Origin of the sequence: Mesorhizobium sp. M0563 (assembly GCF_040321065.1) — a bacterium.
In the GTDB taxonomy this organism is placed as follows: Bacteria; Pseudomonadota; Alphaproteobacteria; order Rhizobiales; family Rhizobiaceae; genus Mesorhizobium.
This window is the reverse complement of record NZ_JAMYQV010000038.1, coordinates 1-25,624: the sequence shown is the minus strand read 5'-3', so window position 1 is coordinate 25,624 and position 25,624 is coordinate 1. Positions and strand designations below refer to the sequence as shown.

Sequence of the window (25,624 nt, the reverse complement as noted above, 5' to 3'; positions counted from 1 at the left end):
CCGCAACGTCAACAACGCCGAGGCAGCCGGGGAGGAGCTGATGAAGGGGACCAAACGTGGCCTTGCTGGGACCTCGCGATGCGTGTTTGCATGGCCGTACCCATCCGGTGAAGCTTTCAATTACCCACATCGTGGGCGGGGCCTATTGCCGCGTATGAATCTGCCGTGATTCTGTCCGTGACGCCGAATCACGCAAGACCGGCAGCAGCGAAGCCGCTTGGCAGGAGGATGAGCTTTCTGCGGCAGCCCTTCCCGACAAGCGTCTGGCCCGTCGGCTGCGACGGTTGCTGGATCAGATGTCGGCTGCGCCGGGCAAGCCAATCCCGGCGGCCTGCGGCGACTGGGCGGCGGCGAAGGCGGCCTACCGCTTCTTTGACAACCGGTTCTCGCCGGCCATTTCGCCGCGACCGCGGCCGGCGTTGCGGCGAGCGAAGGTCCGATCCTTATCCTGCAGGACACGACCGAATTTATCTACAGCCGCGCGCAGCCGGGCAAAATCGGCTTCACCAAGACCATCAACGCCGGGCGCTACAAGGCCGGCCAGCCCAACGTGCTGACCTTGTGCGGGGTGCTGATGCATTCGAGCTTGGCCGTCACCCTCACCGGCACGCCCCTCGGTCTGACGGCGGTGAAGTTCTGGACCCGAACGGAATTCAAGGGAACGCTCGCGCTCAAGCGGCACATCAATCCCACGCGCGTGCCGATCGAGACGAAGGAGAGCTACCGCTGGCTGGAGAACTTGCGTCAGTCCATCGCGCTCGTGGGCGCGCCCGAGCGCTGTGTGCATGTGGGTGACCGGGAGAGCGACATCTACGAGCTCTATTGCACCGCGCAGGACCTTGGTACCAGCTTCCTCGTGCGGGTGCAGACGAACAGGCTCGCCGAGCGGCCTGCCGATGCTGGCCCACACGATCCTGCGAATCGCGTCTTTACCCAACTTGCGGCGGCGCCTTGGGCGGGACGTCATCGCATTACGATCGATCAGGACGAGACGACCTGGCTGCGGGTGAAGTTCGCCGCCATCAACACATTGCCGCCTGTGGGCAAACAGAAGCGCTACAGTCCGCAGGTTCTGACATGCATCCATGCCCTCGAAGAGGATCCGCCGGCCGGTCGCGAGCCGATCGACTGGAAGCTGGTAACCAACCTGCCGGTCGAAGATCTCTCCGTGGCGGTCGAGAAGCTCGGCTGGTACGCTCTGCGCTGGAAGGCGGAGGTGTTCCACAAGGTCATGAAGTCCGGCTGCCGCGCCGAGGAGGCGAGGCTCGAGACCGCAGAGAGGCTGGCCAAGTTCCTCGCTCTCATCGCAGTGGTCAGCTGGCGAATATTCTTCGTCACTATGTCGGCGCGCGCCAAGCCAGACGCCGCGCCCGACAGCGTTCTCACCTTCGCCGAGATCACTGCGCTCGACCAGATCGACGCGTCCCGAACGCGACCACGCCTCCAACGTCCCACGCTCGCCGCCTACCTGCTGCAAATCGCCATGCTTGGCGGCTATCTCGCCCGCAAACAGGACCCGCCTCCTGGTAACATGGTCGTCTGGCGCGGCATGACCCGCTTGCACGACATCGCCTTCGGCATCTCCATTGGATCAAGCCGACGATGTGGGTAATTGAAAGCCGGTGAAGCCTTCACCGGATGGGTACAACAGCACCGCGAAGCTGACCGGCTGAACGAGGCATACAATGGAAAATTTCGCATACTGAAGGGCATCGAGGCGGACATCCTGGCGGATGGCTCGCTCGATTACCCGAATCATATCTTGGAGCAGTTCGATTTCGTCGTCGCGAGCGTGCACAGCCGCTTCAAGTTGCCCAAGAAGGAACAGACGGAGCGTATCATTGAGGCGATCGGAAATCCTCGGACGACAATTATCGGGCACATGACCGGTCGCCAGCTGTTGCGCCGGCCCGGTTATGATCTCGACGTCGACAAAGTCCTCAAAGCGTGTGCGAAACACGGCGTCGCTGTCGAAATCAACGCACATCCGTGGCGACTCGACCTCGACTGGCGCTGGCATCAAAAGGCACTCGATCAGGGCTGCATCTTCAGCATCAATCCGGACGCTCATTCGATCCGCGAGCTCGACCACATGCATTGGGGTGTCGAGATGGCGCGCAAGGGCGGTGTTCCTGCGAAGCGGGTCCTGAACGCGATGCGTTTGACGGCCCTTCTTGCGCATCTCGCACGGCGCAGGCAAACGTCCTAAACTGCTTGTGCGCCCGGCCTATCAGCGCAGGAGTCCGTCATTCTCAAAATCTTCCCAGCCGCGCAAACTGGAGTGCGCGTTCTCATCGGGGCCGTAGCCAGTTGAAGCTGCAGTTCCGCGACCGCTTCTTTGAGCACGTTTCATAGCGGCCTTCCCCGCGGCTCGCCGCCTATTCTCTGCAGCTGTCGCTGCGTCCTGTTCGCGCCAGACCGTGACCAGGTCGCGGTCAAGCACATCCTCCACGTGCTGCGGGTCGAACACGTGAAAGGTGATGTTCCTTGCCCGCCCGCGGAGTTTCACCGTTTTCGTCCCGGCGCTCTGCAAGCGACCATCTTTCAACCAGCGGTGCCGTTCGGCCGTCGAGATCGTCAGAATGTCCTCGATTTCACGGGGGATTACGGGCAGGTCTTCGATATTCTGCAGTGCTTTGGATACGATCCCGAATACCACCTGCACATCATTCTCGGCGCCCTCAGACAGGCGCAGGGTAAGCACGCGGGACTCGATATTGAGCAGTTTCCTGAACTCCGTTGGAAGGCGGGCGCGTATTTCGAGAAAAATACCCCTCGCTCTGACGGACGATCCAAACGTTGCAGCTGGGGTTAAAGGCCACTCTCCAATCAGCTTCGCTGTTGCATTGATTTTTCGGCGCGTGGACATGCCCCTTTATATAGGTCACCGATTGTCGGCAGCGATGAGCCGATCGCAAAGCCAACATGAGTTCTAATCCGCCAGCGGTCTGAACCACGATGCCCTAAAGGCGCAACCACGATTGTTAGCGGGGCCGCTTGCAACTCCGGCTAACAGGAAGCGGCCGAGTTGATCTCGAAGTGCGATATCAGGCGCGTTGCCGCCTGGCGGCTGTACGTGGGCCACAACCTGACCGTCCGTGATTGGGAGCCACATGGCTAATGCGGCTGTTCCGCTATTGAGCCTCGACATGCGTTTTCGGGACCCACCCCGTCGGATTCAATCGTGAATCCCGCATCGATCGCGCTTCGCGCAATGAGATCGCCAAGTTGCCAGTCCGTGAGTTCGCAAAAGGGAAGCATTCTCCTCACGGTGTGGCTAACCTCGGACATCGAAATGCTCGGGCTGCCGATGTTGTCGATCAGGTGGCGGACAATCGCTTGGCGAACGTCCGATAAGGTAGGCGTCTGCGCGAGCGCAGGCATCACCGGCCCTATGAATGGAGCCGTGGTTCTGCGGCCACGGCTGTTTTTAAGTCGAAAGCGACTGGCACACCGTGAATAATGGATGCTGCCGCCAAGAGCTCCTCCAGCTCGCGGTCGGTGGCCCTGCATGCGGGCATGAGTGTTCGGATGGCGCGGATTGCCTGTGCTATCGAAAGGAAGTGGGCCTTGCCTCTGGAGAGAACATAGGCTTCGGCGGCTCTTTCAACCGTGACTGTGTCAAAAGTGGTGGTCATCGAGAATTCCTCCCTGAACCCTGACCCACACGATTTACGGCACGAATTCGGTAGCTTGCAAGGGTTTGTCTGATTTAGGACAGTTAGGCGGAGGCTAGGCCGAAGTGACTTTGCTCCTCCTCCCCGTAAGCACCATGCGTGAGTCGTATCATTCCAACGCGGTCGATAATCGTGATCTCGCCGCGCTTGGCGTGAACCAGCCCCCGATATTCAAGCATTTGGAGGGCCGTGGTAACGCCGGGGCGCTGGGCACCAAGCATTGTCGCCAGGAATTCATGCGTCAGGTAGATCTTATTTCCTTCGACGCGGTCTTGGACCATCAGCAACCAGCGGGCCAAGCGCTCCTCGATTTTGGAGTGGCCGTTGACCAGTGCCGTCCGGGACGACTGGATGAGGAACGCGTGGGCATAGCGAAGCAGTGACTCGCGAAGGGATTGGCTCTCCGCAATCGCAGAGCGAAGAGCTTCAACCGGGAGGATCCAGCCATTACCTGCGACTTGGATATAGGTTTCATTGGGCGACTTGTCCTGGCCGAGAATAACGGCAACTCCTGTCATGCCGTCGTGGCCGACGATGCCGACCTCGCTTTGCCGCCCTCCGGTCATCGTAGCGACCACCGACGCGATGCCCATCTCTGGAAAATACACACGCTCGATCGGCTGATAAGAGACTTCCAGCTGGTCTTTGATGTTGAGTTCGACGTGATGCAGTGATGGCCTCAAAAGCGCGAAATCCTCCGAGGAGAGGGTTTTCAACACATGGTTGCGAAGAAGGGATTGGGGCATGGCTCTCTCTCCCATGCGGGCAAGAGCACGTACCTCTTACTGTCGGCTGCGTCCGACGCGCTGGCGGCCGATGTGGGAAGCATAGCCTTCAAATGTGCGGTTGGCAAAGAGTCCGTGCCTGGCGACAATGACATCGTCATCCCCCAAGACCACGATGCATCGCCACTTCGGGAGGAGGAGTATTTCGTCCTCTGCCCGGCGTGCGGCCAAGCGTTCGACATCAGGTGTATGGCAGAGGCGCTTCATCACAACGAGCTAGGCCACGAGCCATACGACCTCGACTCGTAGTCGGCAGTGATCGACGACCGTCGATGAGCGTTTGGAGATGTCCCTTCAGGCCTCTATACGAGCCGGATCGAGACCAGCACCGAGGGTAAGCTCTCGCTCATCTGGCCGGTCGCGTTGCCGACCGATCGGCCTGACGAATCCCTGTCGCGAGGGCGGATCTTCGCCGGCACGCTATGTCTTGATGATACCTTGCGGGCTTTCAGCAACGACTTGATGCCGTTGTGGTCGTCGTCGATGCGGCCGCGGCCGACCGAAAGCTTCGACAACGTATGCACCGCATGCGACAGTTGTTGTTCATCCAGGCGACGGCGCCTACTCCACCGCAACCATGTCGCCCAGTTCTGTCACGACGCTCCGAAGCAGACCTGCTCCCGGGATCGGGTGCCGGGACCAACATGTGATCTCCATAATGCGTAAGAGCCGGAGGCCCATCGCCGGCGACAAGGCGCTCATTGCAGAGAAAGGTTAACGATCGATCGGATGCCCGCGTTGCCTTCACGCGCAATGTTGCTGGGCGCCTCCTTCGACAGCGCGCACATGCGACACGTCCTGGCCGCGCGCGCCGCCTGTTGCCGAGAGCGACGATCGCGAATGCGCGAACGGCTGGACGGCAGGTGAAGCGGGGTCGCGATAGGCGCACATCGGACTTGCTTCACCGGTAGTCCGAAGACGCCAGCGACGCTATCTGACCGAAAGCAAACAGAAGCTAGGCGTGCCCCACTGAAAGCACAAGCAAGCGCAAAGGTTCCTCAACTGATGCTCGGCTGGCGGCAACCTGCTCGCCAGCCGAGTTGAGTTCAGGCGGTGGTCGGGGCAGACTGGCCAGCCACACGCTGGTGATTCCAACCTTTGCCGATGTGCCAATCAGCAACCTTGGTCGGTCTTTTTCACCTGGCCCGGCGCGGCGGTCTTGGCTGTCGTGTCCTGCTGACCTGGCGCCGCCTGCTGAGCGCTGCCAGTCTGCTGGCCGGGCGCACAGTCTCTGGCCGAGTTCGCATTTGTGGTGCCGCTGGTCGTGGTCGTGTCGGTGCCTTGATCGCCGGACATGTTGGTGCCGCTGCTCGTCGTGCCGGTGCCCTGATCCGTCGTGCTGGGCATGGTTGTCGTGGTCGAGGTTCCGCTCGAAGTTCCGCTGGTCGTCTGGGCAAAGGAAAGCCCGGCCGACACCGCCAGCACGGCCGAAGCCAAAAGGATGCGTTTCATGTTCTTTCTCCTGTCTGAATGCGCGGGATGCGCCTGGCAAATCGAACAGGCAGACAGAAGGAGTGTTCCCCCAAGAAGCTCAACTTTTGTCACTCTGGTCGTAGGCCAGCGTTAGGATGGCGGGCGTATATTAGAAGCCTCTTGAAGAAGACGCTGTCCGCACCAGAATCCATGGCATGGCTCGGGGAATAGGCATTGGTGACCAGGTGTCGATTACTGCCACGGTTCGAAGGCGGATAACAGAGGACCGCGTAAGCGTCTCGATCCCAGGTTACGATTTCCCACATTCCATCATCGACCACATCAAGGTGAACCGAGGCCAGCAAATCGACCTGAAAGGCGAGGTCACGCGCATCGACGAGGACACCGTGACGATCGACCTCGGGCCATTGGTCACGGTCGACCGTGACAAGGTCCGGTTGGTAGAGAAATATAGGCCGCCAAACCGACGAAAGGCACTTGTCGTTGCCCCGGATTAGAACCGACAACATCGCGACAGGCTATGAGGGCAGGCCGCATGACGGGCCGGTAGAGGACGAGTCGAAGCACATGGTCTACTGCCCAGTCTGCGGCCAAACGTTCGACGCGCGCGATCTTGGACAGGTGTTCCACCACGCTGAGCCGCAGCACGAGCCGCTTCCGGTCGAGCAATAGTCCAACGAGTTGAGCTCCGGCGGCAGACCGACGTCGAGACCCTTCAGCGCGCCACCGACGTACGTTGAATGAGAAAAGGGTGCTGCGTGCACCGCGCCTTCCCCGCGCGCCGATGCTCCACCTGGACCGCAAAAAAGTCCCGCCGCACTGCCAGAACGGCGGGACCGATCAAACGCTTTGCACCAGGCGGGGGGATGCGGGGGGTTGGGCTTGCCAGGTGAGCGCGGACCGTAACCAACCCTAAGCGCCACAGCGGCAACGCGTCCACCAACCGCCGGTTGGAGCGACAGGACGATTGAGCCGCCGGCAGGTCAGGTCATCCCGGATCGCTATCGCTCGCAACCAGAGGGTAGCGGAAATTGTTGCGGATGTGGTCGTTGAAATAGCGGCCCTTGGCGAACGCGGCCCGGAACGCGGCAAAGGTTTCCGACGGTACCCCCTCAAACTCGTACCGTTTACCGCTGGCGACGAACCACACCGAGAGGGTCCTTCTATCCAGATCATATTCCATCTTGCGGATCGATGTGGAGGGCATGAGTACCACAGGCCGAGGCCCGCGCCTTTGCCGTGAGCGCGGGCCGATCGGGATACCGATCTGCAGCAATACCTGGAGGGGGAGGATTCGCTGCGTGCACCGAACTTTCGCGGCGGTCCCGTGTTCCATCGAGATACACAAAAAGGTAGCTGCACCTTTCGGCATCACGCGGACGTCGGATTTCTGAGAAAGCGCGAGCGTCAATACTAACTTCTGGTGATGGAATCTTCCCGTGAGATAGGCACGTTCCAGGGCGAAAGGAGTGCCCCGCCATGACCGTCCTCGCCTACAACCTTGCCAATGACGTCAAAGGATTATGGAGGGTCGTCTTCGTGCCGGACGAACTGCATTTGTATGTGGAATTCAGCCAGCCAGACGCCGACACAAACCCGGCTGATTGGATGAGCGTTGATGATTTCCTTGCATGGCGGCCGAAAGGCGCACTCCACGAGCGAGCGCGCGACAGCTTGGTTTCGCTCATTTGCAAGGCGCTGACAGGGCGATGAGACACGGGAAACCCGCACCGAGATCGAGTGCGAGCGCCGCGAGTGGGCCTAGGGCCCCACAGGCCAGTGCGACCCCGCCGCCGGCAAACCGCGGCGGGCGAGTGCCTCGGGGACACGATGGTAGATTGCTAATGCGTTCGCGCGTGTGGCCTTAAGTCGCAAACTATTGGCTTCAGAAGCAGGGCGTAGGGCTTCATTGATGGTGCTACCAACACCATATGGTGATCCATAGCTCTCAAAACGAGAGAAGCTCGTCCCGACGGGTCGCACTGCGGCCGTCAGCTGGTAATTGCTACGAACTAGGAAACCATCATGCCTGAAAATATCAGACCAACTTCGAGAGACGTCCCCCTCATTCAGCTAGGCCTCTATCAGTGCCGCTTCCCGGTAAGCGAAGACGCTTCTGTACCTGGCGGTTATCGTTTTTGTGCTGGGCCAACTTCGCCGGATCGCGTCTACTGCGATCACCACCACAACATTGTGACCGCCGTGGACCCTCGTCGAGCCCGTTCGGGTCTTCACCTCGCTCAACGACGCGCCGCGTAAGCCTGACTGGCGGCGGCCTCCCGGCCAGGCGCTATGCGCTCCAAGCCCTTGGCTACGACGTTGCCGTCGGCGGTCTGGCCCATCCTGCCTTATGCCGTCTTCGCCGATTTATCCCCCGTCGCCCGATTGAGAACGACGACTTCTCGCCGAGCCTTTCAGCTCGCTACTCGCACAAACGCGTCGGCTCCAAAGGTTTGTCTGTCAGCACATCTTCAATGTGCCCGCGCCTGAAGCCCCAACATCTTCTGCGACCAAACCGCGTACCTGGCACCGCCGATCGGTTGCTGCGGCGGATTTTCGCTGTTCGCAGCTGAACAATGCCTATCAACCTTGTCATCGCACCTAGTCGCACGTAGCGGCCGTTCGAATTCTCATCGCTCGGCGCGATGTTTGGTCCGTCTGGCCAGAAGAGCGGAGCAAGCCATTGACACCCACGAAGTTGCTGATTGGGCAGATCGCTGTCGTATTCGCAATTGTCATTCTTGGCGTGTGGACTGCAACCCAATGGTGCGCCCATATGCTCTCCTATCAGCCGCCACTCGGCGCGCCATGGTTTGTGACAGTCGGCTGGCCGATCTACCAGCCGTGGAAACTGTTCGAATGGTGGTTCCAATTTGACGCCTATGCGCCTGAAGTCTTCGACAAGGCTGGCATACTTGCCGGAGCCAGCGGGTTCCTGGGCTGTGCCGCCGCGATAGCTGGGTCCCTCTGGCGCGCACGGCAGCGGGGGTTGGTCACCACCTATGGGTCCTCACGATGGGCCATGAAGCTGGAGATCGAGAAGGCGGGGCTGTTTCAGCCGGCCGGCGTTTTCCTTGGCGGACTGAATTATCGCTATCTGCGCCATGACGGACCAGAACACGTCATGGCCTTTGCGCCGACACGTTCGGGCAAGGGCGTCGGACTCGTTGTTCCAACCCTTCTTTCCTGGACCGGCTCGGCCGTCATTCACGACATCAAAGGCGAGAACTGGCAGCTGACCTCTGGCTGGAGGTCGAAGTTCTCGCACTGTCTCTTGTTCAATCCGACCGATCCGAGATCGGCGCGGTACAACCCGCTGCTGGAAGTGCGCAAAGGTCCAGATGAGGTCCGCGACGTTCAGAACATCGCCGACATTCTCGTCGATCCGGAAGGCGCGCTGGAGCGGCGGAACCATTGGGAGAAGACCAGTCATTCACTCCTAGTTGGCGCCATCTTGCACGTGCTCTACGCCGAAGAGGAAAAGACACTCGCCCGTGTCGCCACCTTCCTGTCGGACCCGCAACGCTCATTCGCTGCGACACTGCAGCGGATGATGACCACAAACCACCTCGGCACGGTGGACAAGCCTCAGGTCCATCCGGTCGTGGCCTCGGCGGCTCGTGAGGTGCTGAACAAGTCAGAGAACGAGCGCTCAGGCGTTCTCTCGACCGCCATGTCGTTTCTCGGGCTCTATCGTGATCCAACGGTGGCCGCGGCAACATCGGCCTGCGACTGGCGCATTGCCGACCTTGTGGATGCCGATCGACCGATGTCGCTGTATCTGGTCGTGCCGCCGTCAGATATCTCGCGCACTAAGCCCCTGGTGCGATTGGTGCTCAATCAAATCGGCCGGCGGCTGACCGAGCGCCTGGAGGGCGATCCAAAGAAGAGCCGCAAGCATCAGCTCCTGATGATGCTGGATGAATTTCCGGCGCTCGGTCGGCTCGACTTCTTCGAGACTGCGCTCGCCTTCATGGCAGGCTACGGCATCCGCGCTTATCTGATAGCGCAATCGTTGAACCAAATCTCCAAGGCCTATGGCGAGAACAACGCCATTCTCGACAATTGCCATGTGCGGATTGCCTTTTCCTCAAATGACGAGCGCACGGCCAAACGCATCTCGGACGCGCTCGGTACCGCGACGGAACTCAGATCGATGCGCAACTATGCCGGCCATCGGTTGGCGCCCTGGTTGTCCCACGTCATGGTAAGCCGCCAAGAGACCGCTCGCCCCCTGCTGACGCCGGGTGAGGTGATGCAGTTGCCGCACGCTGACGAACTAATCCTGGTTTCGGGATTGCCGCCGATTCGCGCCAAGAAATTGCGTTATTACCAAGATCCGAATTTCACGGAGCGAGTGCTGCCTTCGCCGGTGCTGCGCGACGGTGCCTACGCGGATCGGCCCACGTCGCGCCCGGACGATTGGAGCGGACAGGTGCGCGGCGTGGATCGGCGTCTTGCTGGCGACGACGACAGTGCCGGCGCGGCCATCGAAGACGGAGGTGTCCAGCAGCAGCGCCATCCGGGCCTGCCCGAAGAACGGACCCTCGTCGCCCAGGAGCCTGATCAGGGCGATCTGTTCACGCCCGCAGACGATGACTGCGAGACGCTCGCCGACAAGCGCGTCATGGATCGGATTTCCACCGCAGCACGTGCGTACGGCCTCAACGAGGGAATGGGCGACGACAAGGACATCGTGCCCGGCTTCTGAACGGCGCGCCATACGCGGGCGCATCTCAGCGTAGATAACGGCCGTAAGCGATTTCGAGGATCTCGACGATGCTCGTTCCCGTCACCGGTGCATCAGCGCCGGTCAGAGGGAACGAGCAGCATGAAGCCCCACCGCATTCGTCACCAGTTTTTGCTTGAACCCGAGTTGAGCGAGAAGCTGGAGAACCTCAGCCGCAATCCATCGACCACCAAATCGGCCATTGTGGCGCACGCGGTCGAGGCCTTTATCGAGCGCCGTGGGGAGAATGAACTCGACCAGCGCTACGGCAAGAGGCTCGACCGTCTTTCCCGCGACCTCGGACATGTCAGGCGCGATGTCGAGATGATCCTGGAGAGCCTGGCGCTCTTGATCCGCTTTTCGATCACGCTTCATGCTCACACGCCGGTGCCGGACAGGGCCACGCAAGCGATTGCCCAGGAGCGCTTCGACAAATTCGTTGAACAGGTCGGCCGCCAAATCGCTTCCGGGAAACGGTCACTTGGCACCGACGATCGCAGGGGAGGGGAAGGATGAGTTCTCATCCGGAAGCCGACCATCGCCGCCGCGTCATGCTGCGCACCGCCATGGGTCCGGCGATCACCGAAGCCCTTGCCGATCCGACCGTCATTGAGGTGATGGTCAATCCCGACGGTGCGCTGCGGCTCGACCGGTTGGGTGAAGGCCGGGTCGACACCGGCGTGCACATGCATCCTTCTGAGGCCGAACGCATCATCCGCCTGGTCGCCTCCCACGTGCGCGCCGAGGCGCATGCTGACAATCCGATTGTCAGCGCCGAATTGCCATCGGGCGAGCGCTTCGAGGGTCTGCTGCCGCCTGTCGTGCTGGGGCCATGCTTCGCCATCCGAAAGCCTGCGGCGAAACTCTACACGTTGGCCGACTATGTCGCCGACCGGGTCATGCTGCCGCTGCAGGCCGATGCGCTGAAGAAGGCGGTCCGCGAGCGGCGCAACATCCTGGTCGCCGGCGGCACGTCGTCGGGCAAGACAACACTTGCCAATGCGCTGCTGGCACAAGTCGCCGATTGCGACGAGCGGGTGATCCTGATCGAGGACACGCGCGAACTGCAATGCGCGGCGAAGGATTGCGTTGCCTTGAGGACGAGGCGGGGGTCGGTCACGCTCGCCGATCTCGTGCGCTCGACCCTGCGGCTCAGACCCGACCGCATCATCGTGGGCGAAGTCAGGGGCGCGGAAGCCCTGGACATGCTGAAGGCATGGAACACCGGGCATCCCGGCGGCATCGCGACGGTTCACGCCAATTCGGCGCGCTCCGCTCTCTACCGTATCGAGCAGCTCGCCCAGGAAGCCGTCGTCACCGTTCCCCGCCGCCTCATCGCTGATGCGGTAGATCTGATCGTCTTCATCGCTGGGCGCGGATCCTCGCGCCGCATTGACGCGATCGCTGAGGTCACCGGTCTCGACAGCAGCGGTGATTACGCCGTCACCCCGCTCACACTTCCGCAACTCCAGCAGTTTTGAAAGGTCACCTCATGCTCAAGAAGCTTCGCTTCCTTTCGTCCACCGCGCTCGCGTTTCTTCTCACCGTCCCGGCCCACGCAGCGGGCTCCGGCATGCCTTGGGAACAGCCGCTGCAGCAGATCCTTGAGTCCGTGCAGGGACCGGTCGCCAAAATCGTCGCGGTGATCATCATCATCACCACCGGCCTGACCCTTGCTTTCGGTGACACGGCAGGCGGTTTTCGCCGGCTGATCCAGATTGTCTTCGGCCTGTCGATCGCCTTCGCGGCATCGAGCTTCTTTCTCTCCTTCTTCTCCTTCGGCGGCGGGGCACTCGTCTGATGGCCACCGGAGAGCAGCATGTCGAGGGTTTCGAAGTCCCCGTTCACAGGGCATTGACTGAGCCGATCCTGCTGGGCGGCGCGCCGCGAGCGGTGGCGATCCTCAACGGCACGGTGGCCGCGGCAATAGGCCTTGGCCTGCAGCAGTGGATCGCCGGACTGGCGCTCTGGATCGCCGGCCACACCCTCGCGGTCTTTGCCGCTCGCCGCGATCCGGACTTCGCCAGCGTGATTGTCCGTCATCTTCGCCTGAAGGGGTGGCTTGCATGCTGAACCTTTCGGAGTATCGCGGCAAAGCCGATCGGCTTGCCGACCATCTACCCTGGGCCGCTTTGGTCGCGCCCGGCATCGTGCTCAATAAAGACAGTAGCTTCCAGCGAACCTTCCGGTTCCGTGGCCCCGACCTTGAAAGCGCGACCGAAGCCGAGTTGGTCGGCATCTGCGCACGAGCCAACAATGCGCTACGAAGGTTGGGCTCCGGATGGGGGTTGTTTTTCGAGGCCGAGCGCGTTGAAGCGCTGGGCTATCCGAGCTCGGCTTTTCCCGATGCTGCCTCATGGCTGGTCGATGAGGAACGGCGCGCGGCCTTCGAGGGCAAGGTCGCGCACTTCGAGAGTCGCTATCATCTGACTTTGGTCTTCATGCCGGCGCCAGATGGCCAGGCGCGGGCGGAAAGCGCACTGGTCGACTCGCATCACTCGGGAGGGGCTAGAGACTGGCGCCAGGAGCTGGCGTGGTTTCGCGACGAGACCGACCGCGTCCTGGATTTGCTGTCCGGCTTCATGCCGGAAGTGCGCGCCCTCGATGATGCCGAGACGCTAACCTATCTGCACGGCACAATCTCGACCTACCGCCATCCGGTCGCCATGCCGGAAACGCCAATGTATCTCGACGGTGTTCTGGTTGACGCGCCGCTTACCGGCGGCCTGGAGCCGATGCTGGGTGAGCAGCATCTGTGCACCCTCACCATCCTTGGTTTCCCGAACGTCACCCGGCCAGGGATCCTCGACGCGCTCAACCATCAGGATTTCGCCTACCGCTGGATGACGCGCTTCATCCCGCTCGACAAGACCGAAGCCACAAAGACACTGACCCGGTTGCGCCGTCAGTGGTTTGCCAAGCGCAAATCGGTCGCAGCCATCCTGCGCGAGGTCGTGACCAACGAACCCGTCCCTCTCGTCGATAGTGACGCCGACAACAAGGCGCTCGATGCGGATGCCGCCCTTCAGGCATTGGGCGGCGATCACGTCGGCTTCGGCTATCTCACCACAACGGTGACGGTATGGGACCAGGACCGACAGGCTGCCGCGGAAAAGCTCCGAGCGGTTGAGCGCATAGTCAATGGGCTCGGCTTCACCACGATCCGTGAAAGCATCAATGCGGTCGAGGCGTGGCTCGGCTCGTTGCCCGGTCATGTCTACGCTAACGTTCGCCAGCCGCTCGTTCACACGCTGAATCTTGCCCATGTCATGCCGCTGTCGTCGGCGTGGGCCGGTCCGGTGGATAACGAGCATCTCGCCAACGTGACTGGGACCGAATCCCCGCCGCTTCTCTTCGCAGAGACCAACGGGTCGACACCGTTTCGGCTTTCCACCCACGTTGGCGATGTCGGCCACATGCTGGTCGTTGGGCCGACCGGTGCCGGCAAGTCGGTTCTGCTTGCGCTAGTCGCTCTGCAGTTTCGACGCTATGCCGGGGCGCAGGTCTATGTCTTCGACAAGGGCAATTCGGCTCGTGCGGCAACACTGGCCATGGGCGGAGAACACCACGCGCTGGGCGCGGATGGTGCGCTTGCCTTCCAGCCACTGAGCAATATCGGCGACCAGGCTACTCGCAGCTGGGCGGCGGAATGGATCGCCGGCCTCGTTGCCCATGAGAATGTCACCGTTACGCCGGAGGTAAAGGAGGCGATCTGGTCGGCACTCATCAGCCTTGCCACTGCGCCGGTGCAGGAACGCACGCTGACGGGCCTGTCGGTTCTGCTTCAGTCCAATGGGCTCAAGGCCGCGTTGATGCCCTACACGCTCGACGGTCCCTTCGGCCGGCTGCTCGATGCCGATGAAGATCGGCTGGCTTTGTCGGATGTGCAGTGTTTCGAGACCGAAGAGCTGATGCACAGCCAAGGCGCTGTGCTCCCGGTGCTCACCTATCTGTTCCATCGTCTCGAGGAGCGGTTCGACGGACGGCCGACGCTGCTGATGCTCGACGAGGCGTGGGTCTATCTCGACAACCCGTTCTTTGCCGCCCGCATCCGTGAATGGCTGAAGGTGCTGCGAAAGAAGAACGTGTCGGTGATCTTTGCCACGCAGTCGCTTGCCGACATCGCTGGCTCTTCCGTCGCGCCGGCGATCATCGAGAGCTGCCCACAGCGCATTTTTCTCCCCAATGACCGTGCCGTGGAACCGCAGGCGCGGGTGGCTTATGAGCGATTTGGTCTGAACGAGCGGCAGATCGAATTGGTCGGCCGTGCCACACCGAAGCGCCAGTATTATGTGCAGTCGCGCCGCGGCAACCGCCTCTTCGAGCTCGGGCTCGGCCCGATCGCTCTTGCGCTCTGCGGCGCCTCTGATCCGGCCACGCAAGCTTTGATCGACAGCGTCCTGTCAGAGCACGGGCAGGACAGCTTTGCCTCCCGGTTCCTGAGTGCGCGCGGCCTCGATTGGGCTGCCGAGCTTCTCCAGCAATTCCCTCAACCAGACAAGGAGCAATCGTCATGATGCGGCGCCGCCTTCTCACCAGCCTGATCACCGTTTCCCTAATCGCAAAACCGATGGCCGACTACGTCCAGCCGGCCCACGCCCTAATCGTGTTCGATCCGTCGAATTATGCGCAGAACGTGCTGACAGCGGCACGTTCCCTGGAGCAGATAAACAACCAGATCCAGTCGCTTCAGAACCAGGCGACGATGCTGCAGAACATGGCGCGCAACCTTCAGCGCCTGGATTTTTCTTCCGTCGGCCAGCTCACAGGTTCGCTCCAACGGATCGACGGCCTGATGACCCAGGCCAGCGGCCTGAGCTTCGATCTCGACAAGCTTCAGAACCAGTGGCGTGTGCAATATCCGGAAAGCTACGACGCCACAATCAAGGTCAGCGATGTGGCGAGCGCCGCGCGCGAGCGCTGGCAAAACGCCATGCAGGCGTTCCGCCAAACCATGAGCGCGCAGTCGCAGATCGTGGAGAACGTGCGTGCCGACGGCGACCTGCTTACCGATCTCGTCAACCGCAGTCAGGGCGCGGCAGGTGCCCTTGAGGCAAGCCAGGCCACCAATCAGCTGATCGCGCTTTCGACCAAGCAGCAGATTCAGATCCAGACGCTGCTCGCGACCCAGTTCCGGGCTGAAGCCGAAGATGCTGCCCGCAAGGCGCAGTCCGAGGAAGCCGCCCGCGAGACGACGAAGCGTTTCCTGGGCACCGGAACGGCCTATCCCGGCAACTGATCAGCAGTTCTTCGAGACAACGAGGAAGGCGGCGACATGAACGACCTCGGCGTCATTGATCGCTTCATGGAGACTTTTACCCGCTATATTGATAGCGGGTTCGGTCTGCTTTCGGGCGACGTCGCCTTTCTCACCACCATCCTGATCGGCATCGACATCACGCTGGCAGGCCTGGTCTGGGCGTTCGGCGGCGAGCCCAATGTTCTTGGCCGGCTTGTCCGAAAAGTGCTCTATGTCGGCGCCTTCGCCTTCATCCTGAACAATTTTAAGAACCTCGCCGACATCATCTACCATTCCTTTGCCGGGCTCGGCATCAACGCATCGGCCGGCAATCTGTCCGCCGACAGTCTCCTGCGGCCAGGCCGCATTGCCGCGGCCGGCTTCGAGGGCGCCTGGCCGCTGCTCAATCAAGCGAGCCAGCTAGTCGGCTTCCCCGAGATCTTTGGCAACGCGCTGACCATCTTCGTGCTGCTTCTCGCCTGGTTTCTGGTCCTCATCGCCTTCTTCATTCTTTCAATTCAGCTCTTCATCACTATCCTGGAGTTCAAACTCACCACATTGGCCGGTTTTGTTCTGGTGCCCTTCGCGCTCTGGAACCGCTCGGCGTTTCTGGCCGAGCGCGTGCTCGGCAATGTGATCTCGTCGGGCATTAAGGTGATGGTGCTTGCTGTCATCGTCGGCATCGGCTCCACGCTCTTCGGCGAGTTCGCTTCCGCGCTGCAAGGCAAGGAGCCGGACTTGGCCGCGGCCATGTCACAGGTACTGGGCGCGTTGGCGCTGCTTGGGCTCGGCATTTTCGGGCCGGGAATTGCCTCGGGTCTTGTTTCCGGCGCGCCGCAGCTTGGCGCGGGAGCCGCACTCGGAACCACCGCGGCGGCCGCCGGATCAACGCTCGTTGCCGGAGGTGCGGCGCTTGCCGGCGCGCGCATGGCAACCGGCGGCGGTCTCGCCGCCGTTCGAGCCGGCACGGCCATGGGATCGGCTGCTTCCACAGCTTGGCAGATGGGGCGTGCAACATCGCCCGAGTCCGGCCTCTCCGGCGTAGCTGCTGGACTGCAGGGCGTTGCCGGCGCAACTGGCGGCGCCGCGATGCGGGGAATGCGATCTGCAAAAGAACCATTCCGGCGCAGCGCCGATGCCGGCCGCAATGCCGCCTGGACCGCGACGGGCGGCACGCCGACCGCATCAACGACCGGAAACCCTGCCGCGTCAGGTGCCAATGCCGCGCCGGCGTGGGCGAGGCGCTTGCGTTCCCAACAGACCGCGCGCGCCCATCGCCACGCCGCCACGCAGGCCGTCCGCGATGGCGATCGGGGTGGAAGCGGGGCCAACCCCTCTCTCAACGATAAGGAAGACTAGATGCTCTTCAAGCGACCTGTTCAGCGTTACGGGAAGACGCCCCACCCCGTCACACCATACCAGAAGGCCGCCCAACTTTGGGACGAGCGCATCGGCACTGCGCGCGTGCAGGCAAGGAACTGGCGCCGGATGGCCTTTGGCTGCCTCGCTCTGGCCATCGGGCTCTCTGGTGGACTCTTGTGGCAGTCGATGCAGGGCCGCGTCGTGCCTTATGTTGTCGAGGTCGACCGCTTCGGTGAAACACGGGCTGTCGCGCCGGCAATCCAAACCTACGAGCCCGACGATGCCCAGATTGCCTGGCACCTCGGCCATTTCATCCAGAATGTCCGCTCCGTCTCCACCGATGCGGTGCTGGTGCGGCAGAATTGGCTCTCGGCCTACGACTTCGCCACCGACCGTGCAGCCCTCTTTCTCAATGAGTACGCTAAGGCCAATGACCCGTTCGGCAAGATCGGCACGCGCAGCGTCTCGGTGCAGGTGACGAGCGTGGTTCGAGCGTCCGACAACTCCTTTCAAGTCAAATGGACCGAGCAGGTCTTTGAGCGCGGCAGCCTCGCCAGCACAACGCGTTGGACCGGGATTCTCACCATTGTGATCCGGCCGCCGAACAATACCGATCAGCTGCGCAAAAACCCGCTCGGCGTCTTCATCAACGCAATCGACTGGTCGCGCGAGCTCGACAGTGCCGCGCAAACTTCCGTTCCCCCAAAGGAGCCCGCCAATGATAAATAGACTCTCGTCGCTCCGCACTGCGCTGATCCTGTCGGCGTCGGCTGCGGTCATTTCCGCCTGTGCCTCGAAGCCGGTGCCGCCGCCGCAGATTTCCTATGACCATGCTGACTTCAAGCCGGCCGCGATTGAGAAGGCGCCGGGGAAGCCCGTCAAAGTCGTGGAAGTGCCGAAACCGCTGCCGCTGCCCGGCCAGTTGCAGCCCGAGCCGGGCAAGGCTGCTGAAGACAAGCGCTCGCCTGAAGAACGTGTCGCCGATGCCAACAAGGCGGCGACGCAGCAACCCACCAAATATGGCTATGTGAATGCGGTGCAGGTTTACCCCTTTGCCGAAGGCGCGCTCTACCAGCTCTATGCCGCACCGGAGCGCGTCAGCGATATCGCTCTGCAGTCAGGCGAGAAACTCCAATCCGTGTCGGCCGGCGATACAGTGCGCTGGGTAATTGGCGACACCGTCAGTGGCTCCGGCGATGACCAGCGCACCCATGTGCTGGTGAAGCCCTTCGCGCCAGGACTTGCCACCAATCTGGTGATCACCACGGACCGGCGAAGCTATCACCTGCAGCTTCAAAGCACGGATAAGACCGCCATGGCGGCGATCTCCTGGACTTACAGCGAGGACCAGATCATCGCGCTACGCCGGCGCAATGCGCAGGCCGACGCCGCTATGCCAGTGGCGTCGAATGTGGCTCTCGAAAATATTCGCTTCCGCTATTCGATTACGGGCGACATGCCGCCCTGGAGGCCGACGCGCGCCTTCGATGATGGCAGCAAGGTCTATATCGAGTTTCCGCGCCGCATCGATCAGGGCGAGGCTCCGCCGCTCTTCATCGTCGGTGCTGACGGGGACAACCAGCTCGTCAACTACCGCATACGGGGCAACTATTACATCGTCGATCGCCTCTTCGCCGCAGCCGAACTGCGCCTCGGCGCCAAGCAGCAGCAGGTGGTGCGCATCACGAGGACCGACGGCAGGCAAGCGCCGAGGCGGATATTGCTCTTTTCGCGTTCCAGCAGGTGAGGGACGGCCCATGACGGATACTTCCCGCTCCGATGCTCCACCGAAACTCGATCCAGAACAGCTGCAGCTGCGGGCCTCGCCTCGCCGCGCTGTGCGCTTCAAGCGCAGCATTATTGTCGCCATTGCTGCTGTTGGTTCCGGGACCGTTCTAGGCGTCACCATGATGGCGCTGCAGGGACCGGCGCTGCGCATCAAAGAGCAGGCTGAAGAGCTTTACAACACTGAGCGGAAGCCAACCGCGGAGGCAATTGAAAGGCTGCCTAAGGACTATTCCGGGATCAAGCCCAAGCCTCCGGTGCTTGGACCACCGCTGCCCGGCGACCTCGGCCGCCCCATCCTTGAGCACCAACGCCAGCTGGGCATCGCGCCGGGCCAGGAGGTTTCGGCGGAGGAGCAGCGCCTTGCACAGCAGGCGATCGAGGCGCGCGAATCGCAAGTCTTCTTCCGGATCGAAAATCGACCCCGGCAAGCAGATGCCGCCGGCAACGGGCAGGGCGGGCGTCCACCCTTTGAGGCAACGGCTCCACAATCCGATGCCGCACGCGATTCAGCTTCCGTTGCACCGGCCGAGGGCGACCAAAACAATCAACAGCGCAAGCTCGATTTTGTCAGCCAGCGGAACACAAGTGGAATCTACAATCTGCATGCACTGCAGACGCCGGCTTCGCCCTATCAGCTGATGGCCGGCAGCGTCATCGCAGCGAGCCTGATCACTGGCATCAATTCCGACTTGCCCGGCCTCGTCGTCGCACAGGTCACCGAGAATGTGCACGACACAGTCACCGGCAGCACCTTGCTCATTCCGCAAGGCTCTCGCCTGATTGGCACCTATGACAGCGTTGTTGCCTTTGGACAAAGGCGCGCGCTGCTGGTCTGGCAACGGATACTGCTGCCCGACGGCTCTTCGATCGAAATCGACAATCTGCCGGCGACGGACACCGCCGGCTATGCCGGGCTTGAGGACAAGGTGGATTTCCACACCTGGCAGCTGATCAAAGGCGTTGCGCTGGCCACGTTGCTAGGGGTCGGCACGGAGCTGAGCCTCGGGGAAGAGGAAAGCGACCTGGTCAAAGCAATCCGCGAATCCGCTCAGCAGAACGTCAGTCGAGCTGGCCAGCGCATCACCGAGAAGAACCTCAATATTCAGCCCACGATCACCGTCCGCCCTGGTTGGCCACTGCGCGTCATCGTGCACAAGGATCTTGTGCTACGGCCGTACCCGAATTGACTGGAGTCATCATGACCAATCTGAAACTCGGCAAACTTCCGGATCGGACACCTTCGAAGATCACCGTAAGCGTAAGTGCAGACCTGAACCAAGCACTGAAGGACTATGCGGCGCTTTATCGTCAGACCTATGGCGAGTCCGAATCGGTAGCGGAACTCATCCCGTTCATGCTTGCGGAGTTCCTGGAGAGCGATCGAGCGTTTGCCAAGGCCAGAAAGGAAGGTTTCCCGGATGCTGGCAAGTCGGAGAAATCGCGACATCAATCAGTATCAGAGTAAGCACCAGCGACCAGTCAGTCCGAGCCGTCAGACAGGCGATTGCATTGAAGCAACTTGCCTACGACAAACCGTGTCGGTTTCGGCGCCACGATCCGCAACCAAGAAACCCATTCCTCGCGAGTAGTAGGAATGAACTCTCGCGGCCCGCCAATCCCACTGCAGCGAACGCCGTCATGTTATACTCCACGCTCTCACCGCATCAATTGAAATACAGATCGACCCGTCCCTCCGTGCCAGTGTAATTACCAGCATTATCGAATCTGGGCAGCTGCCATTCGGCTCGCATTCCCACGCGACCAGCTGGTTGCTCACGGCTTATTCGGGCGCAGTTGCATAGCAGGTCGAAGCTACGCTACTATCCCGAACGACGTCGGGTAGACCTCGCGTCATCCCACACGGTCATTCCGGCAATCGTCCGGACGTTGGAAAGGGAAGCCTGCCATTTGTATAAGGCTCAAGCGAGAAACGGCTTCGCATTAAAAAAACTTGCCCGTTCGACGAGCGCGCAGCACCGATTGCGCAGGCGGGGTTGCGAATCTCGTTCACCTAAGGGCAATCGGTGCAGAACGCCGCATGCGGATTTCGATGCGCCGCCGCTCTTTTACGTCACCTTTTGCGCTGCCGTTAGAAAGGTTGTCGCCAGGAAGCACCAACTGACCGGCCGAGAATGGGACAATCTTGATGCCCTTCAAGCGGGGATCGGCTAGGAGAACGCTTGCTACTGATACGGCACGGGCCATGCCGAGACCAGCATTGTCGGCCGGGGTGAGTAAGCCGATCGGAACCTTTCCGGTTAATGCAGCGATTAGGTCGTCATCAAGATTGGAACGATTCGCACCCATCGGCTGCTCGTCCGTGTGCCCCACGACTTCGATCACATCAACTTTATATCGTGAGATCAGGTCTGCAACTTGATCGACAAGTGCCAATTTGCGTCGCTCAAAGTCCGGCGTCAGATCCGCTTTGCCCACAGCAAAGCTGTAACCGTCCGCTTCGCTCAAGGGGATAATAGGCGGCCAATCGTGCTCGCCAGTGCTTGATTGTTCACGATCCTGAGCGGCCTTGGCGAGGCGGATGAGTTCCTCAATGGAGACAGCGCTGAGCTTTTGGGAGGCTTTTGCTTTTTGCAGCGTTTCGACTTCTTGGAGGGAAGCAAAGATCTTCTCAGCTGTTACGCCAGAGGAAAGGGAGGGCAGTAATTCCTTGAGTTCGGCAGCTTGCTTTAGCAACCCGTCGCGAGGCAGGCCTGCTTGGTCGATTTGTTTGGCGAAACTAAGATCCGTTGAAAGATTCTCCCAGTTGTCGGCAATTTTCTCGGGGAGGCCACTGTTTTCACGAAGCTGGTCGAGTAACTCTCTAAGCGTTTTTTGCTCATTCTCAAGCTCGGACACCTGCGTGTTGAGTGCCGTGAGCTTGCTTTGAAGGTCAAGGTTCTGGGCCTTGTAGCGTGTAAACACAACCGAGGTCGCTATGAGCAGGCAGAAGACCAAAAGGAGCATGATCTCTGCCATGGTCAGTCCGAGGACAACGCCCCGACGGTACGCGGCCATGTCATCTGCGATCGCCGCGCGACCTTGCATTCGTGCTACTCTTTCGGCTCGGTTGTCAATGGCGGCTGGCGTTGACTTAGCAGTCGGAAAAGGGCCTCCAGTCGACTGCCAATGACGTGAATAAGAGCCCGGTCCTCGGTCTGATTTTTGCTCGCTGAGTTGATAGCCTCCGTGATTGGCTGGAAGCGCTCTTCGTGGACTTCGATCGTACGGACGCTGCTTTGGATCGTTGTCAACGACGATGAGATGGCCGTAGCAAGCTCACGAATGGCATGGCTGTTCGATCGAATTTCCATTGCTGTGGAGCGGCTCTCGGCAACAACTTGGGAACCGGCGTCGGCGTGGCTTCGAACAAGAACGCCAAATTCTTCGACCGCCTTGGACAATGAACTAACGAGCGGCTCGATTTTGATTTCGATGATGTTGTCCGGAGTTTGCATCGCCGCCAGCTTATCGGTCGTTGCCTCGAATTGACTGATGATGCGTGTCGCAGCACTGGCAAGCTTCTTGTTCTCATCGGCAAGATGATTTGCCGCGGTCTCCAGACTTTCAGTTATGGTTCGGGCAAGTGACGTCAATGCAATGCTCGAGCTTTCCGAAGCGGCTTCAAAGGGCTTTCGGGCCTGAGACGTCATATCTTCGAAGTTGCCGAGAATTCGGCCGGAAACTTCCTGCATGCCGCGTCGGACTTCTTCAAACCCCTCCGAAATCGCCTGGTGCGATGAGCGACGAAAATGGCTGAGTTCCACCACCGTCTTATCCAACTCGCGGCGGACTTTGCGCGCAGCTTCGGACAACTCCAGACGCGCCGCGTGTTCGACTTCAACAGGATCGCGACGCATCTGATTGAAGATCACTCGAAGCGCGACGCCTGCGATGGTTGAGCCGATTGCCACGCCAAAATTGCGGACGATCTCTTCTGCGGCACCATCCGCCGAGAATTGATAGAGGGATACGCCGAGGCTCGTCAGCGTGAAAAGAAAACCCATGTAGTAAAGATTGTCGCCGGCTTGATCGTCGCGAATTCGCAAGAACCGGATGGCTTTTACCACGACTGCGTAAACCAGCATAACGACAACCGGGGTCGCGGTGACTACGAGAGCCGAATAGCGGTCCAGTTTGGCAGCGATGATAAAGCCGCAACCAAAAAGGACAAAAAGGGAGAATATGCCTGCGGTGTACCAGGCATCGCCGGCCCGTTCTTCAGCTTCGCGCGCCATTATCCAGCTCCCTGAAGCTTGTCGGCATCAAGCCGCGAGCCATGGCTTTCTGCAATCCAATCGCGCCAGAACTGAATGTGCTTCGCGCTGTCGATCTTAGTGTTCAGACGAACCAGGTATTTGACCGTCACCGCTGCGCCATGAAGATCCGTTCGCAAGCGCCGATAGGCAGGCGTGCGCGCAAATTCCTCGAACGCTAAGTTGCCTCTGTACTGTGAATAGTCTGACACATGCTCAATCATATCGGAGATGACCGTGAGGTTTTTCGGCATCTCCTCCGCTTTGCGGCCGGAAAATTGATCCACGGCAATACGCTGGATCGTTTCCATGATGGGTGAGGTATCAGACGGGGACCCCGCCAGGTTTTTAAGGGCGGCCTCGAGGGGGTCCTGAAAAGCTTGCTTCCAATGGTTTTTGGCTAGTTTGGGATTGGAATCGAAAGCACTCAGATCAGAGCCATCGCCAGGATTGCACCTGCTAAACACAACGGCGCCACCCGCAATGTTTGGGTCAAGCAGACGGAGCTCCAATAGGCCGTATTTCGGGGTCGTGTCAGCAATGTCCAGAAGGTAGGTCTTTATTTCGCTTTTGGTGATGTCGGGAAGATTGTCGGATCGATCGAGAAGCACGATCATCTTGGAATGTGGCCCATCTTCCGGACAAAGCGATTCCTGTGAAAGGGCTACTCGTGCTGGCCGACTTAGATACGAGTAGCCCAGGAAAACGGCAATCGCGACACAAACCAGGAGAATCGCCGCGGCGGTAATAATCTTTCCGATTTCGGAAGCGTCACCGGGGCGCCGCCTACTACGCTGACGGCGCGACATCTGAAGCCCTTTGTTCCGGAACGAGTTCATCGAGCTGGCGGTAGCGATCGACGGCGTTCTCGAATTCTCGGTGAATGGCACCGACCTGCTCGGTCAGCACGTCCTGTGTCGCAAGAATTCGATCACGCAGTTCTTCGCCTCTCCATTCGCCTGCCATGCTTGCAACGACCGGTATTCGTTGAAGCTTGTATGGGGCAGAGAAGCGCTTGGGCGGCTTACTACGTGCTGCCTTGTTTGCCTCCCTGTAGGTAGACAGGAGCAGGGTTGCAGTCCGTTCCAACTGATTTTGGTGTTCTGCAAATAGCTGGATGAAGCGTGCGCGATTGGTAAGGATCGCATCATGCTCTCCGCGCCGGACGGAGAGGTCACGGTTCAATTCCTCCATCTCATCGCGGTAATCATCTCTAATGTCGCTGAGTCTGTCGATAAGCGCCCGCCGCCCCCTGGAATAGGCTGCCCGGCGCTCCTCAAGCCGCTTCTGCGTAGCAGCGAAGCCGGGATAAGGGTCTGACAAAAACAGCCCATCGATAAACGCGATGAGCGAGAATAATGTGCCGATTGCCAAAAACACCCACGAGTTTACATCGTCCAATTGCAAGGGTGTGTGCCGCATGCGCTCCATGACGAGCCGACCCGGGTTCTCGGCCAATATTGCTGACACATCACGGTAGTGTGCCAGGGCAAGATTCAATCCTAGCGCGACCGCGATGTAGAATGCCAGGCTCACGAAACCTATGAGTTTGCGAAGCAAAGAGCGGTGATTGAGTTGAAGCACGCCAAATAGCGCAAGAATCAAGGCGCAAGTGATATTCACAAATGCGAAGGAGAAAGCTAGGGCAATACCCCCTAACAAGCCACTTTCATTGCCGACGGCCAAAAACTGTCCATTCAGAATGGTCTCGAATACAAAGATGCAGACGAGGATAGCGATCTTCAAAAGCGTGCTCGCGCGGCCCTGAACCCGTGCGCTACGCGACAGGTTATGCGTGCGGCGGAATTCGTCACGCTCGTTGTGAGCCTCTCGGAAATTGTCTCGTAGGCTGTGTAGGTCATCCAGCCCTTTCGCAACTTCGGCCTTGAACTCGCCAACGCATGCAGGAGCGGCATGGCGAATGGCGGCGAACTTACCCTCAAAATCCAGTGAGGAGAGGCGTTCGGAATAGGTGCGAAGCTCGTCTTCAAGCGCACCGTGAGACTGTTTTTTTTCCATTTCGACGCGTTCGATGATCGCGGCTTCAATGTCGTCAAGGGACGTGGAAATGGAAGGCGGCTCGTTCCTTTCGCCTCGTTCTTGACCGAGATCTTCGAGCCGCATCTCTCTTGCGATACGGTTTGCATCTAGATCAGGAAAAGTCTCAATCGAGGCGACTTTATCGTGAGGCGGCCGTCGCGCGCTTTCCAACAGACCCGATAATGCCCTGCTCACCAAAATGCGTCCCGCCCATAGTTACCCGCTTTTCGTTGTGACCTTGCCCCCAGTTTCTATCCAGTTTTGAGTTCGTTTCCGGCGTGGGTTGTGCCCTGCTGGGCGGGTGAAGGGACGGGCGC

Annotated in this window: 27 protein-coding genes and 1 pseudogene; 18 read left to right on the top strand and 10 right to left on the bottom strand. The window is 60.3% G+C overall.

Annotated elements, in window-relative coordinates; genetic code table 11:
* Positions 1-158: 158 nt before the first annotated feature.
* The 3 genes and pseudogenes from NKI50_RS29685 to NKI50_RS29675 all read left to right on the top strand — a co-directional run.
* On the top strand, positions 159-557 hold the full coding sequence (locus tag NKI50_RS29685) for an IS4/Tn5 family transposase DNA-binding protein (RefSeq protein WP_352718538.1): 399 nt from the start codon (positions 159-161) through the stop codon (positions 555-557).
* A complete protein-coding gene (locus NKI50_RS29680) occupies positions 440-1,612 on the top strand; it encodes an IS4 family transposase (protein ID WP_352718535.1) in 1,173 nt (390 codons plus the stop codon). The genes NKI50_RS29685 and NKI50_RS29680 overlap by 118 nt, the downstream gene beginning before the upstream one ends.
* 33 nt (positions 1,613-1,645) lie before the next feature.
* A pseudogene (locus NKI50_RS29675) lies at positions 1,646-2,209 on the top strand (PHP domain-containing protein); the annotation flags it as partial.
* A gap of 21 nt (positions 2,210-2,230) precedes the next feature.
* On the opposite strand, the gene NKI50_RS29670 reads toward NKI50_RS29675, so the two are convergent.
* The 3 genes from NKI50_RS29670 to NKI50_RS29660 form a co-directional block, all read right to left on the bottom strand.
* Complete coding sequence (locus tag NKI50_RS29670) at positions 2,231-2,869, bottom strand: hypothetical protein (protein ID WP_352718517.1); 639 nt, start codon at positions 2,867-2,869, stop codon at positions 2,231-2,233.
* A gap of 523 nt (positions 2,870-3,392) precedes the next feature.
* The gene (locus NKI50_RS29665) at positions 3,393-3,638 is read right to left on the bottom strand and encodes a hypothetical protein (RefSeq protein WP_352479079.1); all 246 of its coding nucleotides are present in this window, start codon (positions 3,636-3,638) and stop codon (positions 3,393-3,395) included.
* An 83-nt stretch (positions 3,639-3,721) separates the two neighbouring features.
* Positions 3,722-4,423, bottom strand: a complete 702-nt coding sequence (locus tag NKI50_RS29660) for a Crp/Fnr family transcriptional regulator (RefSeq protein ID WP_352449750.1) — start codon at positions 4,421-4,423, stop codon at positions 3,722-3,724.
* Here NKI50_RS29660 and NKI50_RS29655 point away from each other — a divergent pair.
* Complete coding sequence (locus NKI50_RS29655; RefSeq protein WP_352718515.1) at positions 4,397-4,711, top strand: hypothetical protein; 315 nt, start codon at positions 4,397-4,399, stop codon at positions 4,709-4,711. The genes NKI50_RS29660 and NKI50_RS29655 overlap by 27 nt on opposite strands.
* Before the next feature lie 53 nt (positions 4,712-4,764).
* On the opposite strand, the gene NKI50_RS29650 is transcribed toward NKI50_RS29655, so the two are convergent.
* Positions 4,765-4,977, bottom strand: a complete 213-nt coding sequence (locus NKI50_RS29650) for a hypothetical protein (RefSeq protein ID WP_352718513.1) — start codon at positions 4,975-4,977, stop codon at positions 4,765-4,767.
* A gap of 598 nt (positions 4,978-5,575) precedes the next feature.
* Positions 5,576-5,914 carry a hypothetical protein gene (locus NKI50_RS29645; RefSeq protein WP_352718511.1) on the bottom strand — a complete coding sequence of 113 codons (339 nt, stop codon included), beginning with the start codon at positions 5,912-5,914 and terminating at the stop codon, positions 5,576-5,578.
* A 176-nt stretch (positions 5,915-6,090) separates the two neighbouring features.
* Here NKI50_RS29645 and NKI50_RS29640 point away from each other — a divergent pair, with 176 nt between their 5' ends.
* Positions 6,091-6,393: a KOW domain-containing RNA-binding protein gene (locus NKI50_RS29640; RefSeq protein WP_352718509.1), complete on the top strand. Its 303-nt coding sequence runs from the start codon at positions 6,091-6,093 to the stop codon at positions 6,391-6,393.
* Between the two features lie 491 nt (positions 6,394-6,884).
* On the opposite strand, the gene NKI50_RS29635 is transcribed toward NKI50_RS29640, so the two are convergent.
* Complete coding sequence (locus NKI50_RS29635) at positions 6,885-7,307, bottom strand: KTSC domain-containing protein (protein WP_352718506.1); 423 nt, start codon at positions 7,305-7,307, stop codon at positions 6,885-6,887.
* Positions 7,308-7,375: 68 nt separating this feature from the next.
* On the opposite strand from NKI50_RS29635, the gene NKI50_RS29630 reads away from it, so the two are divergent.
* From NKI50_RS29630 to NKI50_RS29565, 13 genes are all read left to right on the top strand, one after another.
* Positions 7,376-7,609 carry a hypothetical protein gene (locus tag NKI50_RS29630; RefSeq protein ID WP_352718503.1) on the top strand — a complete coding sequence of 78 codons (234 nt, stop codon included), beginning with the start codon at positions 7,376-7,378 and terminating at the stop codon, positions 7,607-7,609.
* A gap of 970 nt (positions 7,610-8,579) precedes the next feature.
* Positions 8,580-10,607 carry a conjugal transfer protein TraG gene (locus NKI50_RS29620; RefSeq protein ID WP_352718500.1) on the top strand — a complete coding sequence of 676 codons (2,028 nt, stop codon included), beginning with the start codon at positions 8,580-8,582 and terminating at the stop codon, positions 10,605-10,607.
* 120 nt (positions 10,608-10,727) lie between these two features.
* Positions 10,728-11,141: a CopG family transcriptional regulator gene (locus tag NKI50_RS29615; protein ID WP_352483813.1), complete on the top strand. Its 414-nt coding sequence runs from the start codon at positions 10,728-10,730 to the stop codon at positions 11,139-11,141.
* Entirely contained in the window at positions 11,138-12,106 is a 969-nt protein-coding gene (gene trbB / locus NKI50_RS29610; protein WP_352718498.1) for a P-type conjugative transfer ATPase TrbB, read from the top strand. Before NKI50_RS29615 ends, trbB begins: the two co-directional genes overlap by 4 nt.
* An 11-nt stretch (positions 12,107-12,117) precedes the next feature.
* Positions 12,118-12,426: a TrbC/VirB2 family type IV secretion system protein gene (locus NKI50_RS29605; RefSeq protein ID WP_023680310.1), complete on the top strand. Its 309-nt coding sequence runs from the start codon at positions 12,118-12,120 to the stop codon at positions 12,424-12,426.
* Positions 12,426-12,698, top strand: a complete 273-nt coding sequence (locus NKI50_RS29600) for a VirB3 family type IV secretion system protein (protein WP_352718495.1) — start codon at positions 12,426-12,428, stop codon at positions 12,696-12,698. The genes NKI50_RS29605 and NKI50_RS29600 overlap by 1 nt, the downstream gene beginning before the upstream one ends.
* Positions 12,692-15,142, top strand: a complete 2,451-nt coding sequence (gene trbE, locus NKI50_RS29595) for a conjugal transfer protein TrbE (RefSeq protein ID WP_352718493.1) — start codon at positions 12,692-12,694, stop codon at positions 15,140-15,142. The genes NKI50_RS29600 and trbE overlap by 7 nt, the downstream gene beginning before the upstream one ends.
* A complete protein-coding gene (trbJ, locus tag NKI50_RS29590; RefSeq protein WP_023718720.1) occupies positions 15,139-15,864 on the top strand; it encodes a P-type conjugative transfer protein TrbJ in 726 nt (241 codons plus the stop codon). The genes trbE and trbJ overlap by 4 nt, the downstream gene beginning before the upstream one ends.
* Positions 15,865-15,900: 36 nt before the next feature.
* Positions 15,901-17,223 carry a P-type conjugative transfer protein TrbL gene (gene trbL, locus NKI50_RS29585; RefSeq protein WP_352718490.1) on the top strand — a complete coding sequence of 441 codons (1,323 nt, stop codon included), beginning with the start codon at positions 15,901-15,903 and terminating at the stop codon, positions 17,221-17,223.
* Positions 17,224-17,955 (top strand): conjugal transfer protein TrbF, encoded by a 732-nt coding sequence (trbF, locus tag NKI50_RS29580; protein WP_352718487.1) that lies wholly within the window; start codon positions 17,224-17,226, stop codon positions 17,953-17,955.
* Positions 17,945-18,973: a P-type conjugative transfer protein TrbG gene (trbG, locus tag NKI50_RS29575; protein WP_352528987.1), complete on the top strand. Its 1,029-nt coding sequence runs from the start codon at positions 17,945-17,947 to the stop codon at positions 18,971-18,973. Before trbF ends, trbG begins: the two co-directional genes overlap by 11 nt.
* A gap of 10 nt (positions 18,974-18,983) precedes the next feature.
* Complete coding sequence (locus NKI50_RS29570) at positions 18,984-20,201, top strand: TraB/TrbI/VirB10 family type IV secretion system protein (protein ID WP_352718533.1); 1,218 nt, start codon at positions 18,984-18,986, stop codon at positions 20,199-20,201.
* 11 nt (positions 20,202-20,212) lie between these two features.
* Entirely contained in the window at positions 20,213-20,479 is a 267-nt protein-coding gene (locus tag NKI50_RS29565) for a DUF2274 domain-containing protein (RefSeq protein WP_352704231.1), read from the top strand.
* Between the two features lie 542 nt (positions 20,480-21,021).
* On the opposite strand, the gene NKI50_RS29560 is transcribed toward NKI50_RS29565, so the two are convergent.
* The 4 genes from NKI50_RS29560 to NKI50_RS29545 form a co-directional block, all read right to left on the bottom strand.
* A complete protein-coding gene (locus NKI50_RS29560) occupies positions 21,022-21,990 on the bottom strand; it encodes a hypothetical protein (protein ID WP_352704229.1) in 969 nt (322 codons plus the stop codon).
* A gap of 74 nt (positions 21,991-22,064) precedes the next feature.
* The gene (locus NKI50_RS29555) at positions 22,065-23,249 is read right to left on the bottom strand and encodes a hypothetical protein (protein ID WP_352704227.1); all 1,185 of its coding nucleotides are present in this window, start codon (positions 23,247-23,249) and stop codon (positions 22,065-22,067) included.
* Positions 23,249-23,884: a hypothetical protein gene (locus NKI50_RS29550; RefSeq protein WP_352704225.1), complete on the bottom strand. Its 636-nt coding sequence runs from the start codon at positions 23,882-23,884 to the stop codon at positions 23,249-23,251. The genes NKI50_RS29555 and NKI50_RS29550 overlap by 1 nt, the downstream gene beginning before the upstream one ends.
* Before the next feature lie 172 nt (positions 23,885-24,056).
* Entirely contained in the window at positions 24,057-25,502 is a 1,446-nt protein-coding gene (locus tag NKI50_RS29545; protein ID WP_352718483.1) for a hypothetical protein, read from the bottom strand.
* Positions 25,503-25,624: the final 122 nt, after the last annotated feature.